Origin of the sequence: Cytobacillus sp. (assembly GCF_032154635.1) — a bacterium.
In the GTDB taxonomy this organism is placed as follows: Bacteria; Bacillota; Bacilli; order Bacillales; family Cytobacillaceae; genus Cytobacillus.
On the sequence record NZ_JALDXW010000013.1, the window covers coordinates 43,402 to 61,325 of the forward strand.

Sequence of the window (17,924 nt, forward strand, 5' to 3'; positions counted from 1 at the left end):
ACCGCCGTCCCCATTCATTATATGTCTTATTTCCTTTCTACCCAATTCTTCCAAGTTCAACCGCTGAAGTTTCTTCACAGCAATAGAAAGAAATTTTAAATGACAGCGAAAAATCTTCAAATGTACAGCGATACTTTTCAAGCTGATTCTGGCCACAAGAATTACTTCCAAGTCCATTTTGTTGACTGTCGATGTGCAGAACTACATAATCTCTTGGTTTCAAATCAATCGTATGCTTTGCCTTTTCAAGATCATGCACCTCATAATGAGATGCTTGAAAATTAAAGGTTTCATTCGTGGTGAAAATGATCCCATTTGATAATGGATCAGCAACACTTACCCAATCACAATCAGAGCGATTGCCATTTTCTTGCGGTTTCACATAATTCACGAACAAATCCTTAATATTTTTATGATAAACACCTATATGGTTTGCCTGTTTAGAATCTGCGTAACTTTCACCAGGGCCTCTTCCTCGCCATTGCACATCAGTGAAATCCTTATTCAATTGCAGCTGCACACCTAGTCGCGGAATCATTTCTGGGGCATTTTCTTTCATTCCTGAAGCGATCCCTGAAATATTACATACGATGTCTCCATCTGGATAAATCTTGTATTGGTACTGAAGTTGATAATACCACGAGCTATTTGTCGTGCCATAATAGGTATCTGTCTGCCACTCAAATACGCCATCCTTTAAGCCATATTGAATATTTCTTACTGTCTCATGACCTAAATGCATGAAATATTTCGTACGATAATCATCTAACAAATACATGTCATTATCAATTGGCGCGCGCCAGAAATTGAATTGCGGGCCTTTTTCAATCTGGACCTTCCCATTTCGCGTGACTTCTTTAATCAACCCTTTTACACAATCGAATGTAACTGTAAACTTACTGCCATGTACGGTAATAAACGCTCCGCTTTTTGTTGTGTAAAGTTCTCCATCAGCATATTCTTTTGGCTGTTTCTTTGTTTCAGAAAGAATAAAGGAGGCATTTGCTAATTCATGGCCTTTTTTCGCCCAAGGAGTATCTTGATTTAATCGATAGGAAAATACAAGAAAATATTTAGCCCCCTGGACTTTCCCTATATCCGGCACTTGCGATAATTGAATCTCGGCTGTTTCCCGTCCTCGTATACGTGGCAGTTCCATTATTGAAGATTCTAAAAGTTTATCATCCTCGAAATAGGATAAAGATAATTCAATCTGATCCAGTGCTAAAAAATCGTAACGATTGATAAGTTTGAATCGACCCTTTTCAAAATCTATGCACTCTGTTTGCACAGGTTCAATGACTTTTTTATACTCTAGTAAACTAGGTGATGGTGTACCATCTGGCATAATTAATCCATCAATACAAAAGTTCCCATTCGTTGGGTCATCACCAAAGTCTCCTCCATAACAATAATACACTTCCCCATCTTCAGAAACCGTTTCAATTCCATGATCAAACCATTCCCAGATAAATCCACCTTGAAGTTTATCATACTTATAAAATAAATCCTGATATTCTTTAAGATTCCCTGGGCCATTCCCCATTGCATGTGCATACTCACATAGAATATGCGGCTTTTGGCTATTTTCTATTATTTGATCCATCGTACGCCTATTTCCATGAGACTCTAACCATGTATACATCGTACTATATACATCTGTCACTTCACATTCCCTATCCCCTTCATAATGAACCAGTCGAGTGGGATCCATTTCTTTCGCGCGTTTAGCCATTGACCTAAAATTGTGGCCAAAAGAGGATTCATTTCCTAGCGACCACATAATAATACATGGATGGTTTTTATCTCGTTCAATCATTCTCTCTATTCGGGATACGTATGCCAATTCCCATTCTGGATCATTACTAATCCAATCATACTTTCCTGTTAGTTCAAATCCGTGACATTCCAAATCTGCTTCATCAATGACGTACATTCCGTACCGGTCAGATAAATCATATAAGCAGGGGGAATTCGGATAGTGTGCCGTGCGGATTGCATTAACATTATGTTGCTTCATGATAATAATGTCCCGCTCTATCTCTTCTTCTGACACTACCCTTCCAGTCCTTGGGTTATAGTCATGGCGATTCACACCCTTTAATTTAATCGCCACACCATTGACAAGGAATGTATCGCCTGACACAACAATGGAACGAAAACCAATATGCTGATGAATGACCTCAATTATTTTCCCGTCATCATCCTTTACTGTCATATATAAATGATAAAGGTTTGGCGTTTCTGCACTCCACTTTAAGGGTGAGGAAATGATTTGGCAAATGGGATGATCCGCATCCTCTTCTAGTTGAAAAATGCATTCCCCATTTTGGTCGATTAATTCATATTCGATTCTCTGTCCTAACTGATTTGTTAATTTTACCGAAACATGCAGCTCTGCGTCCTGCCATTTCTGGTCAAATAATGTCTTAATTGTAAAATCATATAAGCCTGCAATGGGACGAGTATATAATTCTACATCCCTAAAAATCCCACTTAGCCACCACATATCTTGATCTTCTAAATAGGTTCCATCAGACCATTGAAACACACGAACAGTAATGTTGTTCTTACCTTGACGAATTATATCTGTAATGTCAAACTCTGCTTGAATACGTGCTCCTTTGCTGTAACCCACAAAAACACCATTTACGTACAATTCAAATGCAGAATCTACCCCATTAAAACGAAGAATGACCTGCTCTCCATCAACCTGCCGATTCCATTCACATTCTCTCCGGTAGATGCCTGTTGGATTATCTGTTGGGACATATGGGGGGTTAATCGGGAAGTTATACCATAGATCTGAATAATGCATTTTTCCGTATCCTTGAAGCTGCCAATTACTTGGAACAATCATATCATCCCATTCCGTTGTATCTAAATCATCTAGATAAAAGCCTTCTTCCCAATATTCAGGCGCCTCCAAATACACAAATTTCCATGTTCCATTTAAACATTGATAAAAATGTGTGTTGGCCGGATCACCCGTTTCTGCCGCTTTGCGGGATGGATAGCTTAAATAATGAGCACGAGCATCCATTCTATTTATTTCATCAATCTGAATATCTTCCCATCTTTTTAAATGATTCATTTTTCATACTCCCTAGCTGTTATTCTTTAACCGAACCACCAAGTATTAGAACTAGCCCTATATTAAAAAAATAATCATTCTCTCATTTATCCTACATATTACTTAACTGCCTCAGATACGGATGTCTTTTTATAAGACATCACTTTCGATTTTGAGAATTGTCTAGCTTCAGCGCCTATCGCCTATCAAACTTCAGGTCCCCTCCGCAACGATTGAGTCAACATCGGTTCGCTCTCTCTCACCGTGTTTCCTTTATCTCAGTCGCGGTCCTTCCAGTTTGTACGGCGATGACCAAGGCGCTTCCGCTTTTCTTAAGTAAGATCGCCATGTTATACACCATTTATCTGGATGGTCAAGGAAATCTTGCTCATCCATTTTGTGGATTGTACTATTATGCGGAGCTGATTTAACAATTTCCGGATTTTCATATGCTTCCTTTGAAATTTGCTCCAGCGCATGAATATATTCATCCAAGTCTTCCTTGGAATAGGATTCTGTAGGTTCTAACGTAAAAGGCTGCTTAACAATATATGGATGGTGACTTGTCCAGTAATGCAGGCCAAAGTCTGTCATTCTTCTTGTTACATCCTCAGTCGTTACACCTGTTTCTTTCGTCATCTGTTCCCAGCTATAACGAACCTGCTCTAAACGATGCCCCTTTACATACGGTGCAGTGGCTCCGCGAATAGCTAGTACTTTGTGATACATATAGTTATTATTTAATACAGCAATTTTTGCTACTTCCTTCAACCCTTCAGCTCCTAGTGCACGGATCCAGGCATATGCCCGCAAAACCGTTTGAGCGACACCATGAAAGGAGCGAACCTTGCCAATGGATTGCTCTAAATCGTATTGGAGTGAATATTTTCCATCCCTATGTTCGACGATCGGTGCAGGCAAGAATTCCTTTAACTTGGCGATGACACCTAATGCTCCAGTTGCTGGCCCTCCACACATATGTGGTGCTGCAAAGGTTTTATGAAGATTAAAGAAACACATATCAAATCCTGCTTCTTTTGCTCTCGTAATGCCTAATAATCCATTTGCATTTGCTTGATCATAAAAGCATAGCCCGCCTGCTTGATGAACAATATCAGTAAATTCCTTAATCCTTGGGTTGAAAATTCCTGTATCTTCTGGATTTGCTACAACAAAGCCTGCTGTCCGCTCGGAAACAGCCGCCTTTAATTTTTCTATATCAGGGAAACCATTTTCATCCGGATGCAAAGTAACTATTTTGTATCCTTTAACCGCTGCAGTTGCTGCCTGTGATGGATGTGAGAAAATGGTAGTGATTATTTCATTCCGCTGATCTCCTTCTCCCCTTGATTCATGATATTTTCGTACAATCGAAGCCATCGCAAACAATGCTTGTGTTCCACTGCCCGGCTGGAAGGAGAAATAGTCCATTCCCGATATCTCCCGCATACATAAATCAAGCTTATGGAAAATTTCTAGCATCCCTTGTACCGTTTCTTCATTTTGCAATGGGTGCAGCTCCATCATCTTTGGATCACGAATCAACAGCTCATTAATTTTTGGGATGTATTTCATCGTACAAGTGCCCTGGCCAATTTCCACGTTAAAATCAGAGCCTAATGTTTCTTGAGAAAGTCTTACATAATGTCGAAGCACACGTGCCTGCCCAATCTCTGGGAGACCTATTCTGCCTTTTCTCTTCATTACTTCCGGAATAACAGAAATTCCGTCACCTACCGCTAATGCCACTTCTTTATTAACTGGAGGCAGTTCTACCCCTTTCTCACCCGGCTGATGGAGTTCAAAAATTATCGGTTCATTCCATTTCGCTTGGTGGAAATCACGCGTCTTGTTTGTACGTTTAATCCTTTGCATAGTTAACAACTCCTTTCTATTTTTCTATCACTTCTTTAATTGATTGAACAAGATAATCAATATCCTCTTTCGTATGAACTTCTGTTACACAATATAAGGCAGACTGACCAAACTCAGGAAATTCACGTGATAAGTCTTTTCCACCAAAAATCTTCTTTTCAAGCAGGCGTTTATTCAATTCTTCAACCGAAAGGCCTGTACGATTAAGATCAACGATAAACTCCTTAAAAAATGGCGAGTTCAAACAAGATCCCGTTATATTAGGAATTTGATTTAATTGTTGTACAGCATATTGGCTATTCTGCATAATGGTTTGGCCCACTTCATACATCCCGTCTGGTCCTAGGAGAGCTAAGTAAACACCCGCTGTAATTCCCCATAATGCTGTTTGTGTGCCAACAGATTCTTTTCCCTCTTCCCTTAAGGCAAATGATGTCCGATCATAATAAACATCTCCAAAACCATACTCTCCCTCTTTCACCGTTGGAACAATCCCAAACAGTCTTGATGGGAACTCCTGAACAAACTTCACTTCATCACGAGTAGCAATGAAACCAGCCTGCCCTCCACTGAAGTTCATATGCATGCCTAGCGGCTGAAGGTCTCCACAGACGATATCAGCACCATAATGGCTAGGCGGTGCCAATACGCCTAATGAAATCGGATCGACGCCAACTACCATTAAGGACTGATTATTTTTTAATAATTTCGAAATTTCCAGACCCTGTTCTTCAATGAATCCTAGATAGGATGGGTTTTCAAAATATAAGGCGGCAACATCTTCTGTTAATTTTGCTTTTAAATCCTTGAGATCCATTGCACCCGTCTTCACATCAAACTGAACAAATTCAAATTGCAAATCAGGTGTGCCATAATTGATGATGATATCTCTGCGCTCTGGAGCTGTTGTCTTTGCAAGCAGCACTTTCTTTTTGCCAGTGATTCTCGCAGCCATTCGAATAGAAGTAGCAGCTGCTTGCCCCCAATCAAAAGTTGGAACATTAACCACATCCATATCTACCAATTCGGCTACTAAACTTTGATACTCAAACAATGCTTGAAAGCGTCCGTGGTCCTCATAAGGCTCCCCGGCATATGCCGTCAAAAATTCGGAACGCTGATTGATTTCGTCACAAACAGCTGGGATAAAATGCTGCCAGCAGCCTGCACCAAGGAAATTAAGATATTCCTTAGTACTCGTATTCTTGTTAAGAATGCCTTCGATATGACGCCGAAGCTCATATTCCGTTAATGCAGGCGGAATATTCATATTTTCTTTTAGCTTTAATTCATCTGGTATGCAAGCATATAACTCCATAATATTTTTGGCACCGATCACTTTTAGCATCTCTTCCTGTACTTTGGGTACCATATTTGGTATATAAGGATGTACCTTTTGAGCCATTCGTATAGCCTCCTAACAATCATTTAAAATTTTTTATACTGTAGAACTAAGCTAATCCGCCTCCATCAACAGTAAGGTGGGTTCCCGTTACCCAAGCTGACAAATCACTTGCTAGGAATAACACACCTTTTGCAATATCTCTCGGTGTCCCAATTCTTTCTAATGGACGCCCTACTGCCGATGAAGCTAAGAAAGCGTCCTCCTGAAGATTTAGCTGCTTTGCCTCACTTCTAAGTAATGGCGTATCCGTATCCCCTGGACAAATGCAGTTTACACGAATATTCTGCGGGCCATGGTCAATAGCCATCGCCTTCGTTAAGTTCACTACTCCAGCCTTAGCAGCACAATAGGCAGCTGCTTTGTCTCCACCTTTTAACCCCCATCCAGAACCAGTATTAATAATGCTTCCGCCGTTTGCTTCCATTAAAGGAATTAAATATTTTGATAGGAGATATGCTCCTTTTAAAGAAACATCAATCACCAGATCCCAATCCGATTCCTCTAAATCGACAACTGATTTTCTTCTTATAACTCCCGCATTATTAAAAAGAACATCCACTTTTCCATAATTTATCTCAATATACTTCTTAACATCGATACAATCATTTTTACTTGTCACATCACAACGGATGAATTCTACCTTATAATCCTTTTCCAGCAGATTACTAGCAGCCCTTCGTCCACTTTCCTCATTAATATCCAGCATAATTACTTTCGAACCAACTTCAGCTAGAAGCTCAGCTGTTGCCAGTCCAATTCCAGATGCGGCGCCAGTAACGACAGATACTTTATCTTTTATTCCAAAATAATCTTGAGCACTCATTGTTTCCCTCCAGTTATAAACACCATTTCAAAAATTTAGTATGATGCCCTACTCCTCATTAATCATATGTCCAGCTATTAAAAAAACGCTAGATGTCCAAGTAAACGCCGGGTCACGTAGACCTTTTCCAGTCATGGCGTTAAAGTTTTCTGCCATACCGGATTGATTAGCCATTTTGCAAAACTTTTCCGCCGTTGTTCTTGCTAATTCTTCTTCCCCACATGCCTGCAGCCCGTCGATCAACAGCATGGTGGACGGAGCCCAAATCGGCCCTCGCCAATAGCCATCTTCACGATAAAAAGGACTCTTAACACTTTCCGTTGCAAAACCATATTCCGTACAAAAATGATGTCTATTTACCAATCCATCAATTAAGAGTTCCTTCTGTTCATTTGTCAGCCGCTCACCTAAAATAAGAGGAATATACAGTAAAAGACTCTCCGTTTCAATCGGTTCATGAGAGTGGGATATACATGCCCGGAATCCTTCTCCAGTCCAGAAATGCTCCATCATTTTCATGAACGTTTTATCAGCACGGAGTTTCCACTCACGGGCTTCCTCCATTCTTTCGAGACGCTCTGCTATCATCGCTAGGACATCCATTTGTATAATTAAGAATGCTGATAAATCAGGTGTTTCCACTGGAATACCTTTTGAAAAAATCGTGCTATTGTCCCAGCCGCTATCATTCCCATGATTATATTGAGCAACTCCATCCAAATCATCATCCCGATGAAAAAACCACCAATTCGTCCATCGAGCAAGCGGGTTATAAACCTCTTTTAATTTCTCAACATCAATGAAATCAGAACGGTCCATCATCCATTTCAATGTCCAGCCATGGATAGGTGGTTTACAGCAATTCCATAATGCCCATTGGTTATTTAAAAAATCCGGTAATGCCCCAGACTCATCTTGTTGATCAAAAAAAATACAAAATTGATCCCATGCAAGCTCTGGTTGTTTTTCGATTAATGCCATTGCATTAAAACAGTGGTCCCAGCTCCAAATATTAGTCATCCAATTTTTCGACATGTACATAGCTGGTCTAGTTAATAATCCATCTGGCTTCACAACGCTTGACCATGTTATGTATGATGCCATGTCATGTCCCTTTTGAAAAATGGCAGGCACGTTCAATGAATTCTCCTGCCATTGTTTATATTCGTTAGCTACCCGTAAGGCATTTTCCGAAAAGCTCATTTCGAGACTTTTCTCTTGTTCAAAAACGAGCTGATATTCAGAAATAGCAAAGTCAAATATTTGACTAGTTGAATCTGGATGACAACGTACTATAATATGCTTGCTTTTATCTACTTTAAAAGGAGCATCAACTTGTACGGAACCTTCTAACGGAATAATTCGAAAGCGGCGTTCTTGAACAAAGCTATTAATCTCCCAAGTCTGATCAGGAAAAGGTAATGCATAATCATAGGCACCTGTAAGGGCTGTAAGTTTTAAACCTATCCGATGTCCTCTTATACGAATGGATGATTCTGAGCTAAAGCAGCATTCTACAATATCACCGCTGCCATCCGCTGCAATCAGCTTTAATACATGTGGCTCCATTTCTGCTTCATAATCAATTACTTCGTTACCACGAACAACATCTATTTTAAAAATGGCACCATTTTTCTCATCTCCACCTCGAATATGGCGAATGTATAATGATTTCTGATCACTGTCCCGTCTAAATACAGGGGAAATGACCAAAAAGGAGCCATATCGGCTAAACGGTATTGTCATATGTTCTACTTTCATCTAATTCTACCTCCCTGGATACAACATGGATGAACCTCCATTCATCCATGTTTATTTCAAACTAGTTGATTGTACTCCTTCAACAATTTTCTTTTGTGCTAGGAAGAATAGAATGAGCGGCACGATACTAATCAAGAACGTTACAGCCATAATCCCATTCGTATCTACATCATGAACCCCTTTAAATTGCGCTAATCCAAGTGTTAACGTATATTTACTTTGGTCATTCAAGAAAATTAATGGGCCTAAGTAATCATTCCAGGTTCCTAATATATTAAATACTGCAATTAAAACAATGACTGGCCATACTAAAGGCAGATAGATTTTGTAATAGATTTGGAACACATTCGCCCCATCCATTCTCGCAGCTTCATCTAATTCTTTCGGAATTGACATAATAAATTGACGTAATAAGAAGATATAAAAGGCAGAACCGAACCACGATGGAATGATTAACGCCTTCAGCGAATTAATCCAACCAAACATATTGAATGCCATATATTGTGGAATCATGGTTACATCCCATGGAATCATCATCGTTGCCAACAGGATAATAAAGAGAAAATCTCGGCCTTTAAATTTAAAACGGGCAAACCCATAAGCAACAAGGGTTGAGGATATAATTTGTCCGATTGTCGTAAATACCGTCACAATCAAACTATTCACTAAATATAGATTGAAAGGCTGACTATTCCACGCATTTAAAAAGTTTTCAAAATGCCAAATGGATGGCAATAACTTCGGTGGATACTGGTAGAGCTCATCCGGAGCCTTAAGTGCCGTTGTAACCATCCAAATAAATGGCGCAAGAAATAAAATTGATAATAAAATTAATAATGTATACACAAAGAATTTATGCAATCCTTTTTGCATTTTCACTCCGACTCACCACCCTTTCTATTCTATTTATCATTTTTCACTTCATTCTCGTAATACACCCATACACTAGAAGATTTAAATACAAGCATGGTTAAGGACAATATAATAATGAACATGACCCACGCATTTGCAGAGGAATACCCCATTTTAAAATATTTAAATGCATTTTCGTAGACATACATTGCATAGAAATATGTCGATTGAAGGGGTCCACCACCCGTTAATACAAGTGCTAATGTCAGCGTTTGAAAAGCACCGATAATAGTCATAATCAAATTAAACAGAATGGTTGGGGTAAGCAGTGGCACTGTAATTTTAAAGAATTTATATATTTTCCCAGCTCCATCTATTTCTGCCGCCTCATATAAATCTTGTGGAATATTCTTCAGTCCTGATAAAAAGATAAGCATCATCGTCCCTTGACCCCACAAACTTGCGATGACCATCGCGACTAACGCCCAGCTAGTATCATTCAGCCAATTTGGCCCTTCAATTCCAATGAAGGAAAGTAAATAGTTTAAGATTCCATATTCCCCGTCGTAAACGGTTCCCCAAATCATCGCAAGCGCAACACCTGATATGACAGAAGGTACATAGAAGAATGTTCGAAACCATGAACTTCCCTTTACCTTTTGGTTTAATAGCATTGCTAGCAATAATGCAAGAATAATGTTTAAAGGGACAAAGAAAAGCGCAAACTTAAATGTAATCCATAAGGAAGACCAAAATAACGGATCATCTGTAAACATAGTCATATAGTTAGTTAACCCGATAAATTTCTTTTCACCAACGATCGGCCAATCAAAGAAACTAATGATAAATGAAAATAGCAATGGTCCTAACGTGAATACGATAAAACCAATAATCCATGGAGAGATGAATAAATATGGGACTATTTTATTCCATTTTTTCTTTTTTTGGTAAACCGGGCTATATTCCGCGTTGACACCTGCATCTGTTTTCATAAAAACCTCCTCTTCCCCTATTTCATCTTGTCACAACCAAAAAAATTGCCACTCCGAATTCTAATGATCATTGAGGTTCCTACACACCCAATCATCTAGAATGGCAGTGACAATACATCCCCTCAAACTATATGATTTTATTCACTTTTTTATTTTTTCACACACTAATCCTTTGTTAAATATTTCTCAGATTCATTTACAACCTTGTCGAATAATGGTTTGCCATCTTGTCCTACCATGACAGCATTGATTGCAGCAGATAAGTTACGGTTTATTTCATTCCAATTTTTATTTAACAAAAATGCAGGGGAATTTGTAGCATTTTCCAACATTGTATAAAACGGCGCATATAAAGGATCATCCATTACTTTATTTTTTTCTACAACACTTTTACGCACTGGAAGATCCGCTGTTCTCATATTGATTGCTTTCTCTGAAGAAAAATATTTTACGAATTTCCATGCTAACTCTTTTTGCTTTGAATCCTTTGCGATGGAAATGGAAGATGAAGAAATTAATCCTTTTACAGGTTTAGAACCGAATGCAGGCATCATTACTGTTCCAAAATCGACTTTAGCATCTTTAAAGCCCTGAATTGGCCAAACCCCACTGACAAGCATACCAAGTTTGCCAGATTTAAAAATATCACTTGCACTCTGCTGATTTTTGCCCCCAGTCAGAATAGCTGACCCTTCTTTTACCATATCTCCATATAGCTGAATGGATTCAACCGTTTCAGCACTATTTATGAACCCTTCAATTTCCTTTCCATCATCACTGATGAAGCTTCCGCCATTACTCCAAACTAACCCTTGCAAATCGTACGTATCAGGTTCAGATGTGACAGAAAACCCATATTGCTTCTTACTTTTATCAGTTAGATTTTTTGCAATTTCTTTAAACTCATCCCATGTCCATCCTGCTTGTGGATAAGGAATGTTGTATTGATCAAAGAGCTTTTTATTGTAGTACACAACCATTGTTGAAAAGCCTGCTGGCATGCCATATAACTTATCGTCTATTTTCGAATAGTTAAAGAGCCCCTCATAAAAATCATCCATATTAATATCCGTATCTTTCTCTATAAAAGAGTCCAATGGTTCAAGTGATTGGCTATAGGTGGTGAAATCCCACATATACATAACATCAGGTGGATTTTTTGCTCCAAATGAAGCAGCAATCTTTTGATCAAATCCATCCGCATAGGCTTCAACTTGAACTTTTACATCTTTATTTTCTTTTTCAAATTCCTTGGCAATATCTTGTTGAATTTTTAATGATTCCCCCGTATCCCATGTCGCGAAGCGTAAGACTGTTTTCCCATCCTTTGTCTCAGTCCCTGAAGAACCGTTTGAGCTACAAGCAGACATGATAAGAACAGCGATTGATACAAGTAACGAAAACCAAATTTTCTTTTTTCTCATAGGACCCCTCTTTTCATTTTTTAGAATATTAAAAATATAACCGCTTTCATTTTATATTTTCTGAAAGCGGTTATACACGTTTTTTTGTTTTTGTTTTGTCGCAATTTTTAGTTATTTATTATTATCCTTGTTATATTGTTAGCCTTTCATCGCCTTTTTGTTGGATTCGATAATTGGATGGCGGCAAACCTGTACAGCGTTTAAACCATTTACTAAAGTATTTTGCATCTTGGATGCCAATCTGTTCTCCAATTTCTTGAATAGTTAATTTCGTTCCTTTTAAAAGCTGTTTTGCAAGATGGAGTTGTTTTTTCTCAATAAAAGAATGAATACTGTCACCAATCTTTTTCTTAAACAATGTACTTAAATGACTTCTACTCATCCCCACAGCCTCCGCAATATCCGAAACAGTCATAGGCTTCGATAAATTTCTCATAATGTGTTCCACCGCTTGCAAAAGTACGGATGGGTATTGATGCAGCATACCATCCTGCTGCTGGGCATGATGAAATGCCATAACAGACTTAATCCAATCTTGCTTTCCTAAGAGTGGCCCTGCATGAATCCAATTTAATTCTTTCAGAGCAACTCTCTCTTCTGTTAAATTAGCTAATAATGTTGGATGGTATGATTCATCCACAAAAAGAAAGGTTAGATTCTTACCAAATGATATTGTAATATAATTAGAGGACTGTAAATCGCTCTCCTGAGCCATTGCAGGCATATTTTGAATAAAAAACGCATAAAACTTATGATTCATCCAACCCCATTCTCCATTAAAGAGTTCATCCAACTTCTGTTCAAAATTATTATTATATCCACTTAACCACAGTAAGAAGCTTTCATTTAAGCTATCGTTTAGGAAATTTTTTGACGTGCCTAGTATTTCTTTTTGAAAGGTACATAGAAAATACTCTAACTCTTTATCATCAAAAACTGTCTTTAATAAATAACCAGAAGCTCCTAGATTTAACCCTTCCTGGGCAAATTCAAAATCTTTATGACAGCTTAATAAAAGAATTTTCGTTTTTGGTGCTTGCGCTTTAATTTTCCGTGAAAGTTCTAGTCCGCTTTCTTCAGGCATAACAATATCGGTAATGACAACATCAGGTTGATGAGCCAAAAATTCCTCCCAGCCCCGTTTGCCATTCGAAGCCTCTGCGACTACAGTCATTCCATACTTTTCCCAATTTACAGTTGCGCGTAACCCTCTGCGAACAATCGGTTCGTCATCGACTAACAATACTTTTATACATGCCTTATTCATCATAATGACCTCCCCATCTAATTGGCCAAGAAATTGAAATAACTGTTCCTTGATTAATAACTGAATTCACGCTAATCAAATAGTCGTTCCCATAATGAATATAAAACTTTTGCTTCACATTCGATAAGCCGATTCCTCCACGTACCTTTTCATTTGGCGTCGAGAATAATGTGTTCAACTTTTCCTGGGACATCCCTTTCCCATTATCCTTTAAGGCTAGCTGAAAATATCCCTTTGTCTTTGTTATTTCCAGTTCGATCTTTCCTTTCCCATCCTCAAAAGCATGGAAAAAAATATTTTCGAGCATCGGTTGTATAGTCATCCTTGGGATTAACCCAAGTTCAATCCTCTCATCCATTTTCACAGAAAAGGTAAAATGCGATCCAAATCGAAGTTCTTGAATAATGAGGAAATGTTTAATTGCCTCTATTTCCTTTTTTAGAGGAATTAATTCAATCGTAAAATCTAAATTTCCTTCAAGTACTTTTGTTAAATGCAGCAGCATTTTCCCAATCTCCTCATTCCCATCTAACCGTGCTTTCCACTGAATCGTGTTTAACGTATTAAATAGAAGATGGGGATTAATTTGATAATGAATGGCTTTCATTTCCGCTTCCCGTTTCATTAATTCTTTCTGTCTGACTTCTTCCATCAACTGTTTGATTCTATCAACCATCCGATTAAAATGAAGCCCAAGCTTACCAATTTCATCCTTTGTATGAAACGAAACCTTCTTTTCAAAAACCCCTTTACTCACTTCTTCCATTGCAAATTTTAGATTTAAAATTCTTTTTGTAAATTGATTTGAAAAAATATACGAAAGAATAAGTGCTAAAAAAAATGCAACTAGAATTCCTATTAAAACAATCTTAAATATAACATTAGACGATTGATAAAAAGCATCTCTTGGTACACGAATTTCCAATTCCCAATTATTAATATGAGTATATTCTTTCCAGACCACGTCATCTTTCAAATCCTGTTTATCACTTTTCGTTTGATATAAAAGTTTCCCAGTTTCATCCCGTATTGATATTCTTGAATGTAAATCTTCCTCTAATAAATTCATTGAATCAAATAAACTATCTAAATCGGTCTCAATAAAAAGAAAACTATCGTTTAACACGCCATATGAAAATTTTAACGGAACAAGCAACCCAAGGGCATGTTTTAGATTATTGTATCGATAATGATTCGGTTTATAAATTCCTATTTCTGTATTTCCGCTCCTAAAGCCACGCTTCCATAGATCAAGCTTTTTAAACTGATCTACTTTAAAACCATAGTTCCCATAATAATAGCCAGACGATGTGATAACATATATCCCTCGTATATTTGATTTTTCATGTGCTTGTAAAAGTCTTTCTAAATTATTTGCGACTTTGAAATCCCAATACGTTTCTGGTTTCTGATGCTTTAAATTAATCGATGTATTATCCGCCAAATACTGCTGGATTGCAGCAGTCCCATAATACATATCTACTAAAATTTGATTAAGCTCTGTTTTAATTTTTTCACCAGAAAACTGGTTGTAATTTGATAATTTTCCATTCACCACTTTTGTTGACTGCATATAAGAAATTACACCTAAGGTTAATAACGGGAGCAACGCTACAATTAAAAACATAAAGAAAAGTTTCTTCTGTGTACTAAGAATGTTGGTAAATTTCATATGTGCCCCCTATCCGTATACCATTTTTTACAAACAAAAAACCATTAATGAAGTTTAATACATTTAGTTCAGGACCTGGAATATTGACATAAAAGACCGTTTCAAAAGATTTGCCACATTTAAAAGGAGAGGGTTTTGTTACATTACAATTCAAGAGGAATCTTAATTTATCATAATAAGCAATTTCATATAAGTTGGGTAAGATTGAGTATGGTATACTCTTTGAATGACAATTCTTGTTTCCGTGCCTGGCAGGTCAAGACTTGTCTTTTTAATTTCCGCCTTAGCGATACCACTCAGACTATTTATAAAATTATCTAAAGTCAAACTTAATAGAAGATTATATTATTCGTTCTCTATGTGTCAATTAAATTAATAATTTAAAACTGCTGCATACATTAAATTACCTTTTTTCAGGTTATTAGATAAAAACGGATATCTAGAGGTATGAAAGGGAGTTTCGCAAATAAGGGCAGAGGGAGGGGAAACAAAACGAAAAATGGCTTATCGTATTTTTTTACGCTGCAGCTGATTTTTTACAGTTACCGATTCGCTAAGAAATTGTTTTTTTATGAGTACAATATACAGCAAATTCCACAAAGATATTAAAAAAAAGAAAGGCAGATTTATTCCCCCTTTCCTTATTTTTTATGCAGCTCCAGCCAGTTCTTAACGAGCCGCTTCGGTGCCGCACGCAAATAGGCTTCTTGAATAAGATCATTCAACTCATCCCAGTGATCCCCAGCTGGATTTTGGATCGACACCCAGCCGTGATGTCCTATATACGGAGTTTTGTAAAAATACTCTATCTGCAGCAAAATTTCTTGCGTTTCCCGATCGGACTTGAACGACAGCCTAAATCCTCCTTCGCTTTCACCCGAAATAACAAAGGATTTTCCATTAACTTTAAACGTATTATGACCGAAGCCATCGATTATTTCGACAGCTTCTGGCAATGACAGACAGATTTTTCGTACATGATCCAGCATGACAGCATGGTCTTGTAATTTCATTTATTTACTCTCCTTTTCTTAGCTGTCTATTGTGATTTTCCCAAATAGCAGAGCATCATAATATTTATTCTCTATAAAATAATGATCTCTTAATCGTCCTTCTAACTCAAAATTGTTTTTTTCAAGTATCCGCGCCGAGCCAACATTAGCATCGACAACACTCGCATAGATTTTGTGAAGATTCAGTGATTTAAAAGCAAAATCATTCATTAGACCTACACACTCAGTGCCAAATCCCTTCCCCCAATGATCTTTATGCAAAACATAACCAATTTCTGCTTTGTTTGCTTCATGGTCAAAATTGAAAATCATCGCTGTGCCTACAATGGCTTGTGTTGACCTTTGAACAATGGACGCATAAAAATGCGTTCCTTCCAACTCCCGCTTTAACATGACTTCAATAAAGCTGCGAGTTTCTTTTAAATCATTCATTAAATTCCAGCCAATGAACCGCGAAACATCTACATCTGACGCGTAACTATGTATTTCTTGCCTATCGTCTGTACTTAATGCTTTAAAATAGATATTTTCCCCTTCTAGTGAATGAAATAAACGATGATTCATCTGAACAGCTCCCCTGAAATAAAGCTTTGCATTCTTTTCTTATATATTATACATACTCCTGTCTATTATTGTTTAACTCCATCGTAATAAACAATTGCTTCCTAATGAATAAGAAGCACGAGGACATCTCCGTGCTTCCATAATTCCAATTGCTAAGCATTTCTTATATATAGACACGCAGGGCTTTTAACCGAATAGTGCTGACTCGTAGTATGTGGAATGCCATTGCTTCCAATCTTCATCACGACAATTGAATCAGAATGCTGATTAGCAACAAGGATATGCTTTCCATCTGGCACGAGTGCAAAGTTCCTTGGCCACTCGCCCATTATTGATGAGTGTTCTAACAGCTTCAATTTCCCATCATCTAAAATTTGATAGGCTGCTAAACTGTTATGACCGCGGTTGGAAACATACAAGTATGAATGACATGGAGATATATGAATATCTGCGCAATAATTCTCGGTTTTAAAATGACTAGGGATTGTGTTAATCTCTTGAATTAGCTCAAATGTTTCAACTGTTTCATCGTATGTATAAGCAGAGATACTTGAATTATATTCATTTGCTACATAAAAGATCCTCCGTTTTTGATGCAGAGTCAAATGTCTTGGGCCCGTTCCAGGCACGGCCATTAGCTCATTGACTAATTCAAGCTGAGAATTCATATAATCAAAGTGATACAAGTATATTCGGTTCAGCCCTAAGTCGGTAATTAAATATTTATTCGTATTCGGTATATTTTTTATTTGATGTGGATGCGACAACTTCTTTAGCGCTATATCAGAATACCTGATAAAGTCGGAAAAGGGAGAAATAGCTCCATCCGTATTTAATGGAAATACAGTAATACTTCCTCCCCCATAATTGGCGGTAAACAAAAATTGATCATTTGGATCAAGACTCACAAAGCATGGGGAGGAACCTACAGTTGGCTGACGATTGATTTCAGAAAGTCTGCCGCTACCTAGTTCAATAGAAAAACTCACAATTTCTCCATGATCCTCTTCACTAATAGAATAAAGTCGAGTTTTGTTCTTATTTACTGTTAAAAAAGAGGGATTCACAACTCCGGAGGTCGAACCTACTTTTCTCAAGTGTCCAGACTTGGAATCAAATAAAAGTAATTGAATAGACTCATCATCTTTACTCCCATAAGTTCCTACAAACACATAGTAATAACCATGATTACCCGTCATTCCT

General features: G+C 37.7%; 13 protein-coding genes. All 13 read right to left on the reverse strand.

Going from position 1 to position 17,924, the window contains the following annotated elements; translation table 11 throughout:
• Nucleotides 1-37 precede the first annotated feature (37 nt).
• The 13 genes from ebgA to RUH74_RS11255 all read right to left on the reverse strand — a co-directional run bounded on the left by ebgA (nt 38) and on the right by RUH74_RS11255 (nt 17,920).
• Nucleotides 38-3,094, reverse strand: a complete 3,057-nt coding sequence (gene ebgA, locus RUH74_RS11195; RefSeq protein WP_313800391.1) for a beta-galactosidase subunit alpha — start codon at nt 3,092-3,094, stop codon at nt 38-40.
• 252 nt (nt 3,095-3,346) lie between these two features.
• Entirely contained in the window at nt 3,347-4,948 is a 1,602-nt protein-coding gene (gene gcvPB, locus RUH74_RS11200; RefSeq protein ID WP_313800392.1) for an aminomethyl-transferring glycine dehydrogenase subunit GcvPB, read from the reverse strand.
• Nucleotides 4,949-4,964: 16 nt separating this feature from the next.
• Nucleotides 4,965-6,353 carry an aminomethyl-transferring glycine dehydrogenase subunit GcvPA gene (gene gcvPA / locus RUH74_RS11205; RefSeq protein WP_313800393.1) on the reverse strand — a complete coding sequence of 463 codons (1,389 nt, stop codon included), beginning with the start codon at nt 6,351-6,353 and terminating at the stop codon, nt 4,965-4,967.
• A gap of 46 nt (nt 6,354-6,399) precedes the next feature.
• Nucleotides 6,400-7,176 (reverse strand): SDR family NAD(P)-dependent oxidoreductase, encoded by a 777-nt coding sequence (locus RUH74_RS11210; protein ID WP_313800394.1) that lies wholly within the window; start codon nt 7,174-7,176, stop codon nt 6,400-6,402.
• A gap of 48 nt (nt 7,177-7,224) precedes the next feature.
• Nucleotides 7,225-8,937 carry an amylo-alpha-1,6-glucosidase gene (locus RUH74_RS11215; protein ID WP_313800395.1) on the reverse strand — a complete coding sequence of 571 codons (1,713 nt, stop codon included), beginning with the start codon at nt 8,935-8,937 and terminating at the stop codon, nt 7,225-7,227.
• Between the two features lie 51 nt (nt 8,938-8,988).
• Entirely contained in the window at nt 8,989-9,810 is an 822-nt protein-coding gene (locus RUH74_RS11220) for a carbohydrate ABC transporter permease (RefSeq protein ID WP_313800444.1), read from the reverse strand.
• Between the two features lie 29 nt (nt 9,811-9,839).
• Nucleotides 9,840-10,781 carry a carbohydrate ABC transporter permease gene (locus RUH74_RS11225; RefSeq protein ID WP_313800396.1) on the reverse strand — a complete coding sequence of 314 codons (942 nt, stop codon included), beginning with the start codon at nt 10,779-10,781 and terminating at the stop codon, nt 9,840-9,842.
• A 164-nt stretch (nt 10,782-10,945) separates the two neighbouring features.
• Nucleotides 10,946-12,205 (reverse strand): sugar ABC transporter substrate-binding protein, encoded by a 1,260-nt coding sequence (locus tag RUH74_RS11230; RefSeq protein ID WP_396230004.1) that lies wholly within the window; start codon nt 12,203-12,205, stop codon nt 10,946-10,948.
• Nucleotides 12,206-12,335: 130 nt separating this feature from the next.
• Nucleotides 12,336-13,475, reverse strand: coding sequence for a response regulator transcription factor (locus RUH74_RS11235; protein WP_313800397.1), 1,140 nt, complete (start codon nt 13,473-13,475; stop codon nt 12,336-12,338).
• Complete coding sequence (locus RUH74_RS11240) at nt 13,465-15,144, reverse strand: sensor histidine kinase (protein WP_313800398.1); 1,680 nt, start codon at nt 15,142-15,144, stop codon at nt 13,465-13,467. The genes RUH74_RS11235 and RUH74_RS11240 overlap by 11 nt, the downstream gene beginning before the upstream one ends.
• Before the next feature lie 641 nt (nt 15,145-15,785).
• Nucleotides 15,786-16,157 (reverse strand): MmcQ/YjbR family DNA-binding protein, encoded by a 372-nt coding sequence (locus RUH74_RS11245; protein WP_313800399.1) that lies wholly within the window; start codon nt 16,155-16,157, stop codon nt 15,786-15,788.
• 18 nt (nt 16,158-16,175) lie between these two features.
• On the reverse strand, nt 16,176-16,721 hold the full coding sequence (locus RUH74_RS11250) for a GNAT family N-acetyltransferase (protein WP_313800400.1): 546 nt from the start codon (nt 16,719-16,721) through the stop codon (nt 16,176-16,178).
• 152 nt (nt 16,722-16,873) lie between these two features.
• Nucleotides 16,874-17,920, reverse strand: a complete 1,047-nt coding sequence (locus RUH74_RS11255; protein ID WP_313800401.1) for a lactonase family protein — start codon at nt 17,918-17,920, stop codon at nt 16,874-16,876.
• Nucleotides 17,921-17,924: the final 4 nt, after the last annotated feature.